We start from the raw sequence: 16,242 nt of genomic DNA on the forward strand, positions 1-16,242 counted from the left end.
GTCGATCGCGACCTTCAGGCTCTACGCAGCCACTGTCAACATCAATCCGATGTTCCTGGAGCGTGGTCTGTCCTACGGAACCGATGACTTTCGTCGGAGTCTTTGCACCGGCCCACTAGCAGCAACTCAGTGCTTGAAGTGTACGAACAGGCGCCCGGAGTTTTTACTGTCCTTTTCCATCCGGTGGTACCGGGCTTTAATATCCTTCCGATCAAGAAAGCGTAGGACTCGTTTCTTGAGTGCGCCGCTCCCCTTGCCGGGGATGATTTCGACTTTCTTCGCACCAGTTTCCTCGGCCTCATCAATGAGGTCGTGCAGGGCTTTGTCTAAATCCTTGCTCTTGTTGTAGATCTCATGGAGATCCAATTTCAGACGCATGCGTTCACGCTCCAGTTTCTTCGGTTCCAGTGCCGTCAGTGTTGCGCGTTCTGGGAGGCTGCGGTGCATTGAGTTTGTAATGTACCCCAACAATGCGGATCAACCAGCACACCACTGCGGCGATGATGGCAGCGGTGACCCCATAGACGTCGGCCAACGTGGCGACCACCGTGATCGTCGCAGCGACCAACGCAGGGATCGCATAGAGCCCTTCGCTCATGACCGAGGGGATTTTTAGGATCAACGCATCTCGGATGGTCCCGCCTCCGACCGCGGTTATGGTGCCCAGAATAATGGCTTGGGCTGGCCCCAGCCCAAATTCCATAGCCTTGCTCGCTCCGGTGACGGCGAAGACGCTCAGCCCGACGGCGTCGAGAATTTCAATGGGCATCGTGAGTCTGTGGAGGAGCCATGAGAAGGCGAAAGCAATGAGGGCGCCGCCAGCTGCTACCGCGAGGTATCGCCAATCTCGGAACGATGCCGGAGGGACATCGCCCAAGAGAATATCGCGGATGATGCCGCCACCCATGGCCGTGATCATCCCGAGCGTGAGGACGCCAACGATATCTACGCGAGCTACACGGACCGCAGTCAGTCCGCCGTTCAGTGCGAAAGCGAAGGTGCCGAGTAAATCGAGGACCAGTAACGGGGTTGGGGCGCCATTCATCGTGCACCTACGGTCAGAAGACAGGCGCGCTTTTTGAAGATCTCTGCATGCTGACGCAACACGTTCATCAGGCTATTGTCTCCCCGCACTAGAAGCGAAAGCAACCATTCAAAGCACCGGGTGGTGCGGTCCTATACGGGATGAGAAACCGTATAGGTGAGCCGAGCAAACTGCCCGACTTGTTGTGCCGAGGCTAAGGTGAGTCGGTCTGACTCGATGCGGGTGGGCAGTAATGGTGCGCCCTGGCCTAACGCTACCGGCGCCACGGTCAAGACCATTTCATCAAGTGCTGCTGCATCAAGAAATTGGGTGGCCAGATGTCCGCCGCCGACTACCCAGATATCACCGTCACCGGCTGCTTTTCGGAGCGTCGGGAGGGCATCAGCAACCGGTCCGGCATAGAAGCGAACGTCAGCGCCTTCTGGGACGGAGCGCTGTTTTCTCGTGAAGACCACGACGTGAGTGCTCCCAAAGGCGTTAGCCCACTCATCTGGATGTTTCAGAGCATTCAGTTCAGCCAATACCCACTCGTAGGTGGTTGAACCCATAACCTGCACGGCTGCCTGTGGTGGAGCCAACGCAGGGTCGCCTCCACCGGGTACCGCGAAGAGCCAAGACAATGAATGGTGCTCGTCTGCGATGTAGCCGTCGAAGCTTGTCGCCGTTTCGTAAACAATCCGTCCCATGATTTTCAGCGTATCGGCGGAGATTCCGTGATCACAAGGAAGACGCGAAACTCATTAGAAAGCTCCTGGTCACCCGTGAATCCCACTTGATGAAGCGTCCAACAGTAACGCACAGCCAAAACTGAGAAGAACGCTCACATGCAGAGTCTCCGTTGTTATTACGAAGTCCACTTCATAAAATGAAGTCATGAGTAAGGATTACGGCCAGTTCTGTGGTTTAGCCAAGGCAGCCTGGGTGCTCGGAGAACGGTGGGCCCTGCTCCTCGTTCGAGATCTCAGTATCGCTCCACGACGGTTCAAAGACCTCCATGAAGGCTTGCCGGGCATTCCCACGAACGTACTCACGACACGGTTACGGGAATTAGAAACAGCTGGTGTGGCCGAGCGTCAGGTTGTAGAGACACCACAACGTGGAGTGGTCTATCAACTCACTGAGTACGGTCACCAGCTGCAACCTATTGTCGATGCCCTGGGTTTATGGGGTGCTCAGCGCATGAGCTCACCTGCTCCAAATGATGTGGTCACCAGCGCGTCATTAGCCGCAGCCCTTCGCAGCGCTTACCAGCCCGGCGCACTTGATGACCAAGTGACGTACCTGGTGCACGCGGGACCAGCGACCGCGTGGGTTCAGGCCGACAACTCGAGCATCGAGGTTGGGACGCAGAGGCCAGGCCCCGCCCCCGGCGCCACGATTCACGCTGGGCCTGAAATCCGACTGTTATTAGCCGGGACCCTCACGGCCGCTGAAGCACTGGAGTCGGGCGCCATAGAAGTCGAGGGACCACCGGACTCAATAGCGACATTTTGTCGCGTATTTCACGTTCCCTTGGAGAATCCGGAACTCAACAACGACAGCTCCTATCGCATCGAAGGATGATCATCATGAAACTCAGCATTAATCTCTTCACAACCCTCAACGGTGTCAGTCAAGCTCCTGGCGGGCCCGAGGAGGACACCCGCAGTGGCTTCACCGACGGTGGGTGGATCTTCACCGTCTGGGACAACGGTTGCGGACAGGCGGTGGATCGTTGGTTCAGTCAAGGCGATGCATTGCTGTTGGGGCGGGCGACCTACGATATATTCGCAGGATACTGGCCCCAGGTCACTGACCCAGACCATGACGTGGCAACTTTCCTCAACACTGCCCAGAAATACGTTGTGACCTCATCACCGGTCGACGGACCGTGGGCAGATACCACCTCAGCACTGGGTGGCGCGTTCCTTGAGAAGATTGCTGAACTTAAGGCTTCCGGCGGGGACAAAGAACTCCAGGTCCACGGCAGTATTCAGCTGGCACGAACGCTCCATGAGGCTGGGCTCGTGAATCTCTACCGGTTCCTCGTTTTACCTGTGACCGTTGGTCCAGGAGCTGGACTCTTTGACGGCACCGGCCCGTCATACAAAATGAACGTGCAGCATGGTGTCGTGACGGAAAATGGGGTCTTCGATGTCGAAATGGTTCCAGAGCAGCTAAACATCACGCAGCAACCAACCGTGAGCGATGGCAAGGAGACCGTCGAGAACATCTAAACGATCATCACACTTCTACGGTGAGAAAGGTTGGATCATGGCGACTTACGCAAGCATCAGCACATCGCTAGACGGCTACTATGTGGGACCGAATCCGAGTCCGCACCAGCCGATGGGCGACACCGGTTTTGCACTGCACAATTGGTTCGCCCACGACCGTGCTGATCGACAGCAACTGTCCGCGGATGACATACTGCGAGAAGACTTCGAACGGCTCGGAGCAATGATCATGGGTCGTGACAGTTATGAGCACGCCCAAGCAGCGTGGGGCCCACGGCCACCTTTTGAAGTGCCGGTTTTCGTGCTGACGCATCGGTCCCGGCCTGACGATGTGCGCGAGGGTTCAACATTTCACTTCGTCACCGAAGGGTTTAGTGCTGCACTTCAACGGGCTCATGATGCCGTGTCAGGTACTGACGTAGCGTTCCACGGCGGTGGAGCAATCCAGCAAGCGATCACTCACGGTGTACTCGATGAACTACAACTCCATGTCGTGCCCGTACTATTGAGACAAGGGCGCCGACTCTTCGACGAGGTATCGGATCAACTGGTCAACCTCGAACAAGCCCGAGTGATCAAAGGCAACGGTGTCACGCATCTGAAGTACCGCGTGCTGGGTGCTGACTAACCAGTGCTTCGATGCGAGCGGCAGCTTCCTCTGGTGTTTCGGGCCGATAATTTGGGTCGCGGGCTCGACGGCGATTTCGAATCACGCGGGCCACGGCCCAAATGGCCAACACCACGATCACGGTAGCCAGTACAAGGTTGGAGAAGACGTCGGCATAGTCGGAGAGCAGATGGAAATTTGAGCCCAGCAGATAACCGCCCATGATGAACAGTGAGTTCCAGATCAGCGATCCGACCGCTGTGAAAAGAGTGAACAGCCACAGGTTCATACGCTCAATGCCAGCAGGGATAGAGATCAATGAGCGGAAGATTGGCACCATCCGGCCCAGGAAGACGGTCCAGTAGCCATATCGAATAAACCAGCGTTCGGTGCGTTCGACATCGTCAATGTCGACTAGCGGCATGGCATAGGCGGCTTTATATAGTCTGCGGCGGCCGAGCAACGCGCCGAGGCCATAGAGCACCAACGCTCCGGTCACCGAGCCGATCGTTGCCCAGAGGATGCCTGCTGCCGGAGTGAATGTCCCTTCTGCTGCGGTAAAGCCCGCGAGCGCGAGGAAGATTTCAGACGGGATGGGTGGGAACACGTTTTCCACGAACACCGCGATGCCCAACCCAATGGGACCTAGGGCTTCCATGACGGCCATGAGGATGTCGCCGAGCCAACCATATGAAACGTCTTCAGTCATAGGCCCATACTATGGCCAGTCCATGAGCGCTCGCGATTAGCCGTTGGCAACCCATCTGGCCAGTGTTCTGGCCATCGGCTCGACTTCCCAATTATGGTCGGCACCGGGCATGACTTCTTTGGTCGCGCTATCAACGGCAATTTCAATGGCGTCGGCGGCCATATGCATTTCATCAAATGTGGAGCCACCGACCATCGCGTGGATGGGTATCGTGAGGTCGCCGAGGCGTTGAGTCAGTGGTTCGGCATCAAACCAGGCCAGTGCTTCAGCATCAGGCCTGAGACTCTGGGCGTGGGTAATGAGTTCCTCCCATATCGGCGAATCTCTCAGTCCATCTCGGAAATCTTCTGGCATATCTCTGGTGAACAGCTCGACGGCGTGCACGTTGTCGCCAGTTTCCAGCATGCTGATGGAGTCATCAGCCCACCGTCTCGTGTGCTCTGGTGTGCCGAAGAAGGGGACTTCCCATAGCGCTAAACGATTGATGGCTACTCCGCTTACGGCAGCGCAGAGAGCAATGGCGCTACCCGACGAGTGGCCACATACCGCTGCTGTTCCGCCAACAAAATCCACCAGCCTGGCAAGCGCAGCAACTTCTCTGTCCAAGGTGATCGGTTCTGAACCAAAGCTTTTGCCGCGACCGATGCGATCATAGACAACAGTTGTTAGCCCAAAGTCGGCGGCCCGCTGTGCGGTCTGAGTGGTGGCCGGGTCGATTTCGCGAAATGGGCCAGCTCCTGCAAGGAAGATGAGCGGTGGTCCTGAGCCTTCGATGTCGAAGGAGATCGTGTCGCCCAGGTTCGTGGTGACGGTATCTTCCATGGCGCACCCCGCTCGTATCGGCCTGTACCGTGAACGTAGACCTGTGCTAGCGGCCAGTCAAGGGCAACCAACAAGTCTGCTTCGGTTACTGCAGTGCACTGTGCCAGCGCACCTAGTCCGCGGAGGGTTGTAACACCAGGGTGTCTTGGGTGGCATTGTTCACCGCATCCGCGGAATAGTTCCACGGGTACTGTGTTCCTTCAGCCCAGTCACCTGCTTGATCCGTGTAGTTGGGGTGGAATGCATGCCCGCTGGTGCCGGTGAGATTGTGCCATACCGATTGGTCCCAGTCATCAACGTCGATCACCATGCGCATGGACGGCACAGTACTGGTGGCATACCCTTCGTCCAGATCCCAGCCGGTGGCGTTGACGACACCGGAACCACCGCCGACGGGATATGGCCCGCGGTTGAACAGCGCTTCAATCGGGGCAATCCCGCTGGTCCCAAAGGATTCGTGCGTCAGGGTCAGGGCGTGTAGATCGCCCCAGTTCCAGTCTTGGCTATTCGAACCTTGTTCATCGACCAGTTCTCCATGGGCAGAGACTGCGGCAGCCTTGAGTAACTGTTCTTGAGAGTCGCCCCACCATTCGCTGTCCGGGTCCTCGAGTTGGGCTTGGAAAAAGACAGCGTAGCGTGATTGATCATCGCGTGGAATGTCAGTTTCTTGGGTCCGCACCATCGCGTGGGTGACGTGATTCCACAACACGTTGGCGAATGCCGCACCGGCAGAATCCGGATCGTTTTGGCCATCCCAGTCGGCTAAGAGTTTGAGTACTTCTTGAACATCCTCATCATCGACATCGATTGATGCGTAGGCTTCCTGCAATGAATCGGGTGCTGGAAATTCGTTATCCATCTGGAGTTCGGCCATATCGTCGACGGTGACTGAGCCAGCTTCTAGCATCGGCTGGAGCACTTCGTCGATGCGAGCTACTCGGTGGCCGTAGTCCCAGTCGCGGCTCAAGAAATACTCGTAGTCGTCGTTGATGATCGCGTTATTGGCGGTGACGATGTAGCCGGAGTCCGGGTTGTAGCTCACCGGCTGGTCCTCGAACGGGATGGTCCCCTGCCAGTCGTAGGCACTGTCCCAGCCGGGTTGTGGCAGGTAGCCGTCGCCGGCACCACGGATGGGCAGTGTGCCCGGCGCTTGGTACCCGATATTGCCTTGCCGGTCGGCGTAGATCAGGTTTTGTCCGGGTACCTCGAATTCAGCGGCTGCTTGTCGTAGATCGCCGAAGTTCTCTGCCCGATTGAGCGTGAAGATCGCTTGTGCGGTCGTGGTGACATCCAGTGCGGTCCAGCGCAGGCTCAGCTCAAATTCACCGGGTGGAATCTCCTCATCTTCGACGGCATCGGTCGGCGGACTGATGGTGATCATGGTGAAGTCACGCTGGAGGTCAGACAAGATGGGACCGTGGTGGGTTGCTCGGACATCCAGGGTGACATCGTTGCCGCCGGCGACTTTGAGGGTTTCTTGTCGTGTTTCGACGGGAAGTTTCTCACCATCGTGCCAGTACTCATCTTCCTCAACGCGTTCCGCATAGAGGTCGGCAACGTCGGTGGTCAGGTTGGTGAAACCCCAGGCGATGTCTTGGTTGTGGCCGATCACAATGCCGGGCAGACCAGAGAATCCGAATCCGCCGACATCATAGGGACACTCCGCGGTGACTTCGGCACACCGCAGCTGCATCTGATGCCATACCGAAGGCAGCGAAGCACCCAGGTGTGGGTCGTTTGCTAGCAGTGGCTTCCCCGACTCGGTATGTTCACCCGACACCACCCAGGAGTTGGAACCGATTCCTTCTCCGACGTTGGGCATCCATGTATCAACTTCAGCGAGTACATCGAGTAGCTCGACGGCTTGGACCGACTCTTCGTCCCACGCGATTTGTGTAACAGGCTCGGCCTCGACCGGTTCTGCTGCAGCCTCTTCCTCTCCGGTCTCCTCGGCTGCGTCGCCGGACGGCTCAGGGATGTCGGCCTCAGCAATGCCTGAGCCATCTGGATCTTCCGCCAGAATCACCGGGTGTTCATCGAAGGGGTATTCCGGATACAGGTCGGCAATGGCGTCATCATCGAGGCGTTGTGTGAGGAGTGCGCGGGTTGTTTCATCCTCAATATTGGTGCGCAGATCCCACGCCATAGCCTTGAGCCAGGCTGCTGAATCCACGGGAGTCCATGGTTCAGGTTCATACTGGCTGTTTTGTAGACCCAGGACCGTGTATTCCAGGGCCAGTTCACCGTCATCACGTTCGGCGAGATATGCGTTCACCCCGTCCGCGTAGGCCTCATAGTATGCGCGCTCCCGTTCAGGCAGTGCTTCGATCTCTTGCTCGGCAATCCCGTGCCAGTCCAATGTGCGTAGGAATTTATCGGCATCCAGTTGGGATGCGCCGAAGAGTTCGGAGAGTCGGCCGGCGGTCATGTGGCGGCGGAAGTCCATTTCCCAAAAACGATCCTGGGCGTGCACCAGCCCCTGCGCGAAGAACAAATCATGCGACGTTTCGGCGGTGATCGTTGGAATTCCGTGAGCATCCCGCTGTACGCTCACTTCGTGTTCCAGCCCGGCGACATCCAGCGTGCCGTCGGTGTCGGGAAAGGCCCGGAAGACCGACCAAGTGACAAAGCCGCCAAGAGCTAATGCGAGCACGGCGAGTGTCGAAATGGTACCGAGGATGAGCTTGCGCAGGCGACGGCGCTTGCGCACTGGGCGCAGTGATTTTGCTGCCATGACGTGGGCCTTTACTTGTGAGGTGAGAGTAAGCTGCCTCTAGGCTACGTGACCTATGACACTTCCTCAGCTATTCGTGCAACAGCATCTGCGATTTCGGGACCAAACATAACCGGGTCATTATGGTCCGCATCTTCGATGCTGTGTTCTTCCACGAGATTCGGTGCGGCATCGGCCACTTGTGCACTCAGTTCAGCTGGCACGACTGTATCGTGGCGAGCACGAATGACGGAGATGGGCACCTGTGTGCCACGGACATGTTCGGTCACCGGGAACCGATCCCGGAGCAAGAGTCCGACCGGCAACCACCGGTAGTGGTGGCGGCCTACCTCGGCAAGGTCGGTAAAGGGTGAACGGAACACTGCTGCAGCAGGAGGACGCTCGCTCATCAGGGCAGCGACAACTCCCCCACCGACCGATTCGCCGAAGTAAATTGTTTGTTCTGGCGCAAAACCTTGTGCTTCCAACGCATCGACGGCGGCTAGACCATCGCGAATCAAGCCGTCTTGGCTCGGGCGTCCCGGATTCGTGCTGTAGCCGCGGTACTCCATGAGCAGTACGGCGAAGCCGCGATCTTGGAGGTGCTGGGCTAGGCCAGCCCGTCCTTCGCGATTCCCGCCATTACCCGGGGCCATCAAAACCGCCATGTCCCGATCAACAGCATCTTCGGCCGGTGGAGCAAACCACGCCTCGAGCTCCAGGCCATCAGAAGTGTGCAGGGTCAGGTCCTGCCCACCCTCGAGCACATCGGCTGCGGCAGGCACCGCTGCGGTGTCAGGAAAATAAATCATCGAACGCTGCAGAGACCACATGAATACTCCCACCATTACTATGACCGCAACCAGCACCCCGACGGTTACCAGCAGTCTGCGAGACCAACCTCTGTGCTTGAGTTGCGATGCCATCATCAAACGTTGTTATTGGGGCGGATACGGCGGTGTAGCGTTGGCATGCCAGAACATGCGGTGCGCCATGTTGATCAGCTCGATCACTTCAGCCTGCCTGAACCCATCGACACCAGGTACATAAATGTAGCGGTGGTGGCGGTTCCAGATGGGTCCCATCGCCGGCGAGATAAGTTCGCGCATTTCAGGCGGTGTTCGTTCGTTGACGTTAAACATGCCCGAAGGTGTCAGCTCCATGACAGCACGCAGGGTGAAACCGTCATCGTGTTCCGCCGGCACCATCCTTCGTTCGGCAGGACCAAAGTCTACCCACGGGATCGGGCCAACCCCACGCATCGTGAGACCTTGAGGTTCGAACACGACAGGCTGTCGCTCTGTGTCTTGATACTGGCTCCGTCGCCGCACGGTATGGCGAATCCACAAAAACAGGATTGTCATCATGCCGAGGCATCCGATGAAACCAAAAACCATGCCACCCCACGGAGGATTCTCCACAAAAATCCCGACAGCGACGACAGCTATGAATGCACCCACAGCGACCAGGGTGATGAGCCCCATGAGGAGCCTCGAGAGCACCATCGTACTTTTCGACCACAGGGCCGGTTCACCTTCCAACCGAAGCCGGCCGGTGTAGTGCAGTGTGTGCATGGCTTGCTGCAGTGTAGGAGACATAAACTAAGAATAAACGAACATCCGATGGGCCGCATTGATCAAGTCCATCACTTCGCGCTGACTCAGCCCGTGAATCCCCGGTACGTCCAAATACCGATAGCGTCTACCCGCAACACGGATCGGTGTTACACGCTGGGTCAAGTGTGGTGGCATGTACTGGTTCATCATCACGATGCCCCGTTCGGTCAGCGGGAGCACGGCAGTGGCTGATGAACCACGACCAAACTCTGCTGGGAGCAACTTATGCATTGCCGGACCGAAATCAGACCATGGGATGGGCCCTACGCCGCGCATGGTCAGACCGTTGGGGTCCATAGTGACGGGGACTTCTTCGGGAAGCTCGGCGTACTTTTTACGCCACCTGAAATAGCGCCACCAGACCAGGACTGCAAATAGCAACGGCATCAGTACGAGGAAGCCAACGGCCAGAAGACCGGCGAGCCAGGAATCCGTCGCGAGCGCCAATAGAAGTCCGACCAGCATCATGCCCAGAGGTATGAGACTCACGAAAATGAGCGCGCCGATCATACAGCCGCGGGTGGTATCGGAGTACACGGCTGGTTTACCTTGCAGGACAACACGGCCTGATTGGTGCAGTGATTGCAAAGCAAAGTTCATCGTCGGCGACATGGTCCCGATATTACCTGTTAGATGCGGTGGACTTGTGGCGGCGTTGCGTCATCGAATCAATGGTTTTGACGACTGCCCCAACCGCAAACGCCGCAAAGACCGTGCCTTCGCGGACGCCTGCGAGCCGCTGCATCAAGATCAGCGACAGCACAGCAGAGATCAGTACGAGTGACCAATCGACCAGCTGTTTCATGGTGCCAAACCGCACCGTGCTCACTTGGGTGAGTGCCATGACCAGCCCTTCCCCAGGCAGGTAGAGCAGCTTGGGTTGGATTTGAATATAGACTCCGAGCCCCAGAATGAGTGCACCGAATATGGTGACGACCCACTGCAGCACGTAGTGGCCTGTTTGCGCCCAGCTCGTCAAAAATAACGAGAAATCAATGAGTGCACCAAACACCAGCGCGATCGGCAGTTGCACGAGTTGAAAGAGTTGGAAGCGACGCCGCAGGATCAGCATCTGGATGAGCACGAAGGCAACGTTCATGACGGCTGAGACCATCCCAACCGTCCACGTCGAGGCAGCATCAATAACCGCGGGGAATGTGGAGATGGGTGCGGTCCCCAGTTGTCCGTGCACACTCAACGCAATACCCACGGACATCACATAGACACCGAGCAAGAAGATCGCCCAGCGGGTCAGGTATTTGCGAGCGGGTGCAGGCGGTGTGAGGGGGTCTGCTTCGGCACCGGCAACGCGTACTTCGCGCGGCTTGTCCTCGGGCATCGTTTCCTCACTTCCACGGCTGGTAACCACTACGGGCCGCCTCCTACTGTAGCCCGAACGCAGCATAGCTTATGGAAGATGATCCATACTTTCGCAGGGATTCGCGTCTGGTCGTGCGCGATAAATATTCATGGCGAGACAGGCCAGGCATAACTGCTGCGATGACGGTTAGTCATTGCCAGCGTAGGACTCAGCAATACCGGCCACGTCGCGGGCGTATTCCATCGACTGGTTATAAGTGGTTACCGTACTGACCCATTCGTCATCATCGGTGAGGTCCTCGCTGGTTTCACATAGATAGACACCGGCGGTCAGAACTGCATCATCGATCTGTTGCGGATCGGTCTCGCCATCCATATTGCCGTCCGAGGCATGCTGCTCCCAGGTCTCAGGCAAGAACTGCATGGGACCTACGGCTAGATCCCACTGCTCATCGTCGTCGTATTTACCTTCATCGGTGTCTTCGACTTCCATGACACCTTCGCTGCCGTCTAAGACCGGACCGGTGATCGCAGGTTCAGCAACGCCCTCGGCCGTGAGTCCAGAGTCATCAATGCTGGCGTGGGAGGTTTCGACCGAACCAATACCGGCCAGGGTGTTCCAACCAAGATTACATTCCGGTCGGGTTTCAGCGATCCGGAGTTGGGCCCCGGCATAGGCTGCCATCGCACGTTGTGGAATGGCATGTTCGGCTGCGGTTTCTTCAACCCAGGTGGCATCGGCGAGTTCTGCAATGGGAGCATCGTCGGTTGAGCCCGCGTGCTCTTCAGCGGGTTCGGCTTCCACCTTCTCCGGAGCGGCTGGTGGGTCGTTCTCATCCTGGGCCTCATCTGAGCCACAGCCCACGAACAATAATGTTCCAATGACGACGACGGCCGTCCGGTACGCCGCCGTACTGTACTTGGTGTCATTCATCTGCGCGGTCGCCTCCTATTCACTGGTTCCCAACATAGGCGACGTCAGCGCATATTCCGAGGGATACTTGGCGCATCATCTGCCGAGTGTGACTGCTAACTTCGTTTGGCGGTTTTTCGCAGCTTCGAGTGGCGGTCTGCCGGTTATTTCTCGTGTTGCTACCCGAATGCACCGCCCCTGATTTTGACAGCTAACGCACCACTTGAGCTAACGATGAGAGGCGCCAAGGCAGGTCTACCCGTCCCCAGAAGTGTGCAACAACATAGCGCGGCGGACAAGCCACGCGTCCGCGGGTTTTTGGCCGGGAGGGGTTACCAGCGGACGGTGATGTGCATACCGACGCACAGGTCGGTCAACCACTCGCGGTCGATTGGCCGCCGGAAGATTCTGGCCACCCCGCTGTCTGCCTGCAGGTCACCTTTCTGGACGCGATCGCCGAAGAGCATGACGGCGATATCGGAGTTGCACCGATGGCTCATCCACGCAACCCCCTCGAAACCGGCCAGATGAGCCGCCTGGGCCCACAGGACCGTCTCCTCGTAGCGGTCTGGGCCGGTCTCTGACACATCTGACTGGTCGGTGCCGAGGGCTCGTAAGCCAAGCCCCTTGAAAGATGCCAGCCGGAGGCTCCGCAGAGGCCGGAGCCCGCCCAGGATCATCGGCTCGTAGTCCCGGCGGAGCAGTTCTCCGCCCTCGACCGGGACGTATCGCAAGATGGACTCGGCCAGTGCGGCCTCGGCGGTGAGTGCGGCGTAGAGGACGGGCACCTTGGAACCGTCCTTTGCAGTGAAGAACGCGAACCTCGTCGGAGCGCCGAGCCCGGGGTTGAAGTCGGTGACCGAGCGACCCGAGCTGCCGTCCAAGACCCGGTAAAGGAGGGTGCCTGGGTCGAGGGGCTGTTCGTGGGCGACAGCCGTCTTGCCACTCGGCCATTCGACCTCGTTTACCACTGGGCTCCAAAGCGTCCGATGAAGTCGTCCAGGATCGCCTGACGCTCATCCATGATGTCCACCGGTCGGGCGCCGGAGAGCCCGGGGCTGGGCAGACAGAACCATTGGGCGACCGTGTCGGCGTCGACTTTCAGATCGTCAGCGAGGCGCAGGACCTCGGTAACTGTGACGTGGACCTTACCGGAATCGGTGAATTGGAATCCGGGGTACACATACGTGTTGCGGACCGGGACACCCAAAGCCCGACGCTCCTTCCGCAGGTCGTTGGCGTAGGCACCTCCAGGCTGGATGGAACCAAGTAGCTGAGAGGCTTCGGCAGCCTTCAGCCAGCCGAACTCCTCACCGATAGCCCGACGAGCTCGCAACGAGGCAGCGACCCCCGCTGCCATCTGGGGCGAGACCGGCTGCTCGAGGGAGACGATGGCATCTCCAAGAGCAGATACTGCCTTGCGCATGAAGGTGAGATCCTCAACCTCCTGCTTTGCGCGGTCAGGCATGTGGACAGACATGGCATAACCTCCGTTTCCTGATACTTAATAATATCGCGGGCATTGCGGGTTTTACAAGGCCCTGCAACCGAGCGACCAATCGATTCGGGCCTCAAGCACGTGGTGAAGCCGGCCATCGAGTCTGCAGCCGAACCCCAGCACTCCTGGCCACCAGGCCTTCGCACAGGGAAGAATGGAGACCATGCCGACATTATCCGATGATGTTTTACCGTTGATCCGCACCCGTGCAGAGCTATTCTACCGAGCCGCGAATGCGCACGGGACGCAGATGCATGAAGCGGTCGATATCCTCGAACAAGCTCACGTCGAGAATAACGACCCGGTGGAGGTGCATCGGGTCACCCAGAAAGCCGTGGCATCGTCGATGAAGGTCATCGCACGGGCGGATGATTCCTCTGGCATTATCGGCGACGCGTGTCGTCGCCTTCTTGATTTACATCCGCGCACCGCGGCTGCAGCACAGATCGCGCCATCCAAGCTGGTTGCTTGGATGCTGAAGTTCCAGTTTGAGGGTGACGTCGACTTTTTTATGATCGATCCTGTCCCCTATGCATCTGCCTTGGGCGCGCACGGTGTGGAGTCTTACCGGGCGAAGCTGGCCGAGCGCGCAGAACGACTCGGCATTGATCCGCTGGCCGAACGGGACTTTAGTCATCCGAATTGGCATGAGCATTTCGTACTCCAGTGGCAAGCGCAACGGCTGGCAGTCTTGGACCAGGATGTGGAGATGATCATCCGCACTCATGCCCGGGACAAACGTGTTGCCGCGTGGTTTCAGAACACTGCGGAGGCTCTTGAGGAGATCGGTCAAGTCGATCTCGCGGTTGAGTGGGCGCAGCGAGCTGCTGCGTTCGATCAGGGCCACCAGTCCGTCCAGGCCGCGGAATACTGGTGCGGGTTACTGGCCCGCCACCGGCCAGATGAGCTCATGGACGCTCGCTGGTGGGTGTTCGACCGTTGGCCCAATGGGACCACTGCGGCTCGATTGTATGACGACGCCGGCACCAGCTGGCCGGCATACCAGGAGGCGGTACTGGAACGACTATCAGCCGACCCACGCGAAGCAGTCTTATTTCGTTTGAACACGCTCAAGGATCCCGTCGCGGCCTGGGAGACAGCTCACACTGTCAACATGAGCGACCGGGATGTGTGGGAACGGCTCGTGGCGCAATACCAGTCCATTGATCCAGTGGCCGTCTTGCCGATTCTGCGCGAGCTCGTCGACGTCGAGCTACTGCAGACGGGAGCAGTGCATTATAAGAACGCTGCGCGACACCTGCAGACCATGCGCCGCCTCAGCGCCGGCACGAAGGCGCTCGCTGAGGTGGATACCTTCGTCAGCGATCTACGAGAAACCCATCGACGTCGTCCCCGGCTACAGAAAGAGTTCACCCGCGCAGGCCTACCCTGACGATTCAGCGGTCAGACGCGCGCCTGTGGTGACCTGACGATGAACGTTGAGGTAGTTTTCTTCATTTGGATGGTGTTGAACTATCCAGGTTGTGTCATATCTATGGAGGATTCACCGACATAAAATCTGGGATACTCCCTGCCTGGTGACGCTTAACCAGCTGGGCTACAATTGAAGTAACGCCATTGACTGACAAGCCGACTGCACAACACGTGCTACGTGGATTTTGGAGGCGAAGATGATGGCAAAATCTGCTAACTCACCCATAAAATCGAAAACCACTTACACGGTAGTGAAAACAGACTCCCCGAGCACCATCAACCATCCCCTAGTGCACGAGGCGACTATTGGAAACAGACGGCGCTGGGGATCGTGGCAGGATTGGCTCAGCGTTGCACTCGGTATCTACTTTGCATTGGCCCCATTGTGGATCGAGGGCGCGCCCGTCGGTATATTCGTAACGCTAGGCGTCTTGGTGATCGTTGCAGCCGTGTGGGCAGGAAGCACAGCATCCTCTACTTTGGCTGAGTTCGTGAAAATGGTGCTCGGCGCAGCGGTCATTCTCTCGGGCCTGTTTGGCGCACATGTAGAGGAACGTACCGCGATATTGAATTCCTGGGTGATCGGAGCGGCACTGATTGTTCTGGCCTTGACTGCTGAACATCGAAACCGAGCAGGTAGGTCAGCGACCAATCCCCACGAACATCAACACACATAAACGCACAGCACTATGACGTTGCACGCTAGAGACGCGGTACCCGATCGATGGGTACCGCTTCTTTTGTATTTGAAAGAGCCTGACCGCCAGCGTCAGAACCAGCGTTCTAGATAGGCTCAGGTGCCATGCGTTCTGCAGAGACTACGCGACCGTGCGATCGAGACTGGTCCACGGCTACGACGGTTCGTGGGTTGTTGCCTACGTTCTGACCATCTGGATACAGCAGGCCGACTGGCCATCGCTCATGATCCGACACAGTGATAAAAGCAACGCCTGCCATGCGTCGTTCAATGCTACAACCACAATCTCGAGCTTGAACAGCAGCATCTGAGCCGCCACCGGAAGTTGCGAAGTACCGCCAAACGAAGTTAATAATTATAGTGAATAACTTCGCTGCTAAGTGTGTAAGGCAGGTATACCCGATTTTACGCATCAGCTTGGGGAGCGCTTGTGACTGTTAGTTTCAGGTAGCTGCTTTTTGTAGTCTCGTTTGGCGGCTGATCCACTTCCAACTGGGTCCGAGTTTCCCAAAGGCCGAGGCCGGTCAAGCCCTAGTCTTCATCGACCAGGAGAAAATTAGTAGACATAAGATTGCCGTCTCGGGATGTCATCGACTCACTGGATCGGTAGTGTGAGATTTGGCACGAGCGCCATGTTGGGCATCGTGTATCT

General features: G+C 57.7%; 19 protein-coding genes. 5 read left to right on the forward strand and 14 right to left on the reverse strand.

The window, feature by feature from the left end:
* Positions 1–126: 126 nt before the first annotated feature.
* The 3 genes from G583_RS0102715 to G583_RS0102725 all read right to left on the reverse strand — a co-directional run bounded on the left by G583_RS0102715 (position 127) and on the right by G583_RS0102725 (position 1,731).
* On the reverse strand, positions 127–378 hold the full coding sequence (locus tag G583_RS0102715; protein WP_022869661.1) for a Smr/MutS family protein: 252 nt from the start codon (positions 376–378) through the stop codon (positions 127–129).
* A 4-nt stretch (positions 379–382) separates the two neighbouring features.
* Positions 383–1,045, reverse strand: a complete 663-nt coding sequence (locus G583_RS0102720; protein ID WP_022869662.1) for a trimeric intracellular cation channel family protein — start codon at positions 1,043–1,045, stop codon at positions 383–385.
* 131 nt (positions 1,046–1,176) lie between these two features.
* Positions 1,177–1,731: a dihydrofolate reductase family protein gene (locus G583_RS0102725; RefSeq protein ID WP_022869663.1), complete on the reverse strand. Its 555-nt coding sequence runs from the start codon at positions 1,729–1,731 to the stop codon at positions 1,177–1,179.
* A gap of 187 nt (positions 1,732–1,918) precedes the next feature.
* Between G583_RS0102725 and G583_RS0102730 the strand changes: the two genes are divergently transcribed.
* From G583_RS0102730 to G583_RS0102740, 3 genes are read left to right on the forward strand one after another with little or no spacing between them, the layout of a single operon-like run.
* Positions 1,919–2,608, forward strand: coding sequence for a winged helix-turn-helix transcriptional regulator (locus G583_RS0102730; RefSeq protein WP_022869664.1), 690 nt, complete (start codon positions 1,919–1,921; stop codon positions 2,606–2,608).
* A gap of 5 nt (positions 2,609–2,613) precedes the next feature.
* Complete coding sequence (locus tag G583_RS13855; protein WP_022869665.1) at positions 2,614–3,261, forward strand: dihydrofolate reductase family protein; 648 nt, start codon at positions 2,614–2,616, stop codon at positions 3,259–3,261.
* A gap of 37 nt (positions 3,262–3,298) precedes the next feature.
* Complete coding sequence (locus tag G583_RS0102740) at positions 3,299–3,889, forward strand: dihydrofolate reductase family protein (protein WP_022869666.1); 591 nt, start codon at positions 3,299–3,301, stop codon at positions 3,887–3,889.
* Here G583_RS0102740 and G583_RS13860 read toward each other — a convergent pair.
* The 10 genes from G583_RS13860 to G583_RS0102790 form a co-directional block, all read right to left on the reverse strand.
* The gene (locus tag G583_RS13860) at positions 3,852–4,577 is read right to left on the reverse strand and encodes a DedA family protein (RefSeq protein WP_022869667.1); all 726 of its coding nucleotides are present in this window, start codon (positions 4,575–4,577) and stop codon (positions 3,852–3,854) included. The genes G583_RS0102740 and G583_RS13860 overlap by 38 nt on opposite strands.
* 36 nt (positions 4,578–4,613) lie before the next feature.
* Positions 4,614–5,399 carry an alpha/beta fold hydrolase gene (locus tag G583_RS0102750; protein ID WP_022869668.1) on the reverse strand — a complete coding sequence of 262 codons (786 nt, stop codon included), beginning with the start codon at positions 5,397–5,399 and terminating at the stop codon, positions 4,614–4,616.
* 112 nt (positions 5,400–5,511) lie between these two features.
* Positions 5,512–8,133: a penicillin acylase family protein gene (locus G583_RS0102755; protein ID WP_022869669.1), complete on the reverse strand. Its 2,622-nt coding sequence runs from the start codon at positions 8,131–8,133 to the stop codon at positions 5,512–5,514.
* Between the two features lie 53 nt (positions 8,134–8,186).
* A complete protein-coding gene (locus G583_RS0102760; RefSeq protein WP_245540562.1) occupies positions 8,187–9,041 on the reverse strand; it encodes an alpha/beta hydrolase in 855 nt (284 codons plus the stop codon).
* A gap of 9 nt (positions 9,042–9,050) precedes the next feature.
* Positions 9,051–9,710: a hypothetical protein gene (locus G583_RS0102765; RefSeq protein ID WP_022869671.1), complete on the reverse strand. Its 660-nt coding sequence runs from the start codon at positions 9,708–9,710 to the stop codon at positions 9,051–9,053.
* A gap of 3 nt (positions 9,711–9,713) precedes the next feature.
* Positions 9,714–10,340, reverse strand: a complete 627-nt coding sequence (locus G583_RS0102770; RefSeq protein ID WP_022869672.1) for a hypothetical protein — start codon at positions 10,338–10,340, stop codon at positions 9,714–9,716.
* A 10-nt stretch (positions 10,341–10,350) separates the two neighbouring features.
* Positions 10,351–11,097 carry a YczE/YyaS/YitT family protein gene (locus G583_RS0102775; RefSeq protein WP_211210731.1) on the reverse strand — a complete coding sequence of 249 codons (747 nt, stop codon included), beginning with the start codon at positions 11,095–11,097 and terminating at the stop codon, positions 10,351–10,353.
* Between the two features lie 138 nt (positions 11,098–11,235).
* The gene (locus G583_RS13865; RefSeq protein WP_022869674.1) at positions 11,236–11,982 is read right to left on the reverse strand and encodes a lytic murein transglycosylase; all 747 of its coding nucleotides are present in this window, start codon (positions 11,980–11,982) and stop codon (positions 11,236–11,238) included.
* Between the two features lie 311 nt (positions 11,983–12,293).
* Entirely contained in the window at positions 12,294–12,932 is a 639-nt protein-coding gene (locus G583_RS13870) for an RES domain-containing protein (protein WP_022869675.1), read from the reverse strand.
* Positions 12,926–13,441 carry a hypothetical protein gene (locus tag G583_RS0102790; RefSeq protein ID WP_022869676.1) on the reverse strand — a complete coding sequence of 172 codons (516 nt, stop codon included), beginning with the start codon at positions 13,439–13,441 and terminating at the stop codon, positions 12,926–12,928. The genes G583_RS13870 and G583_RS0102790 overlap by 7 nt, the downstream gene beginning before the upstream one ends.
* A gap of 181 nt (positions 13,442–13,622) precedes the next feature.
* Between G583_RS0102790 and G583_RS0102795 the strand changes: the two genes are divergently transcribed.
* Both G583_RS0102795 and G583_RS0102800 read left to right on the forward strand, forming a co-directional pair.
* Positions 13,623–14,852 (forward strand): DUF6880 family protein, encoded by a 1,230-nt coding sequence (locus G583_RS0102795; protein WP_022869677.1) that lies wholly within the window; start codon positions 13,623–13,625, stop codon positions 14,850–14,852.
* A gap of 331 nt (positions 14,853–15,183) precedes the next feature.
* Positions 15,184–15,570 (forward strand): SPW repeat domain-containing protein, encoded by a 387-nt coding sequence (locus G583_RS0102800; protein ID WP_156832038.1) that lies wholly within the window; start codon positions 15,184–15,186, stop codon positions 15,568–15,570.
* A gap of 106 nt (positions 15,571–15,676) precedes the next feature.
* Here G583_RS0102800 and G583_RS16680 read toward each other — a convergent pair whose 3' ends face one another.
* A complete protein-coding gene (locus tag G583_RS16680) occupies positions 15,677–15,850 on the reverse strand; it encodes a hypothetical protein (RefSeq protein ID WP_022869679.1) in 174 nt (57 codons plus the stop codon).
* Positions 15,851–16,242 lie beyond the last annotated feature (392 nt).

It is taken from the genome of Yaniella halotolerans DSM 15476, from assembly GCF_000420805.1.
GTDB lineage: Bacteria > Actinomycetota > Actinomycetes > Actinomycetales > Micrococcaceae > Yaniella > Yaniella halotolerans.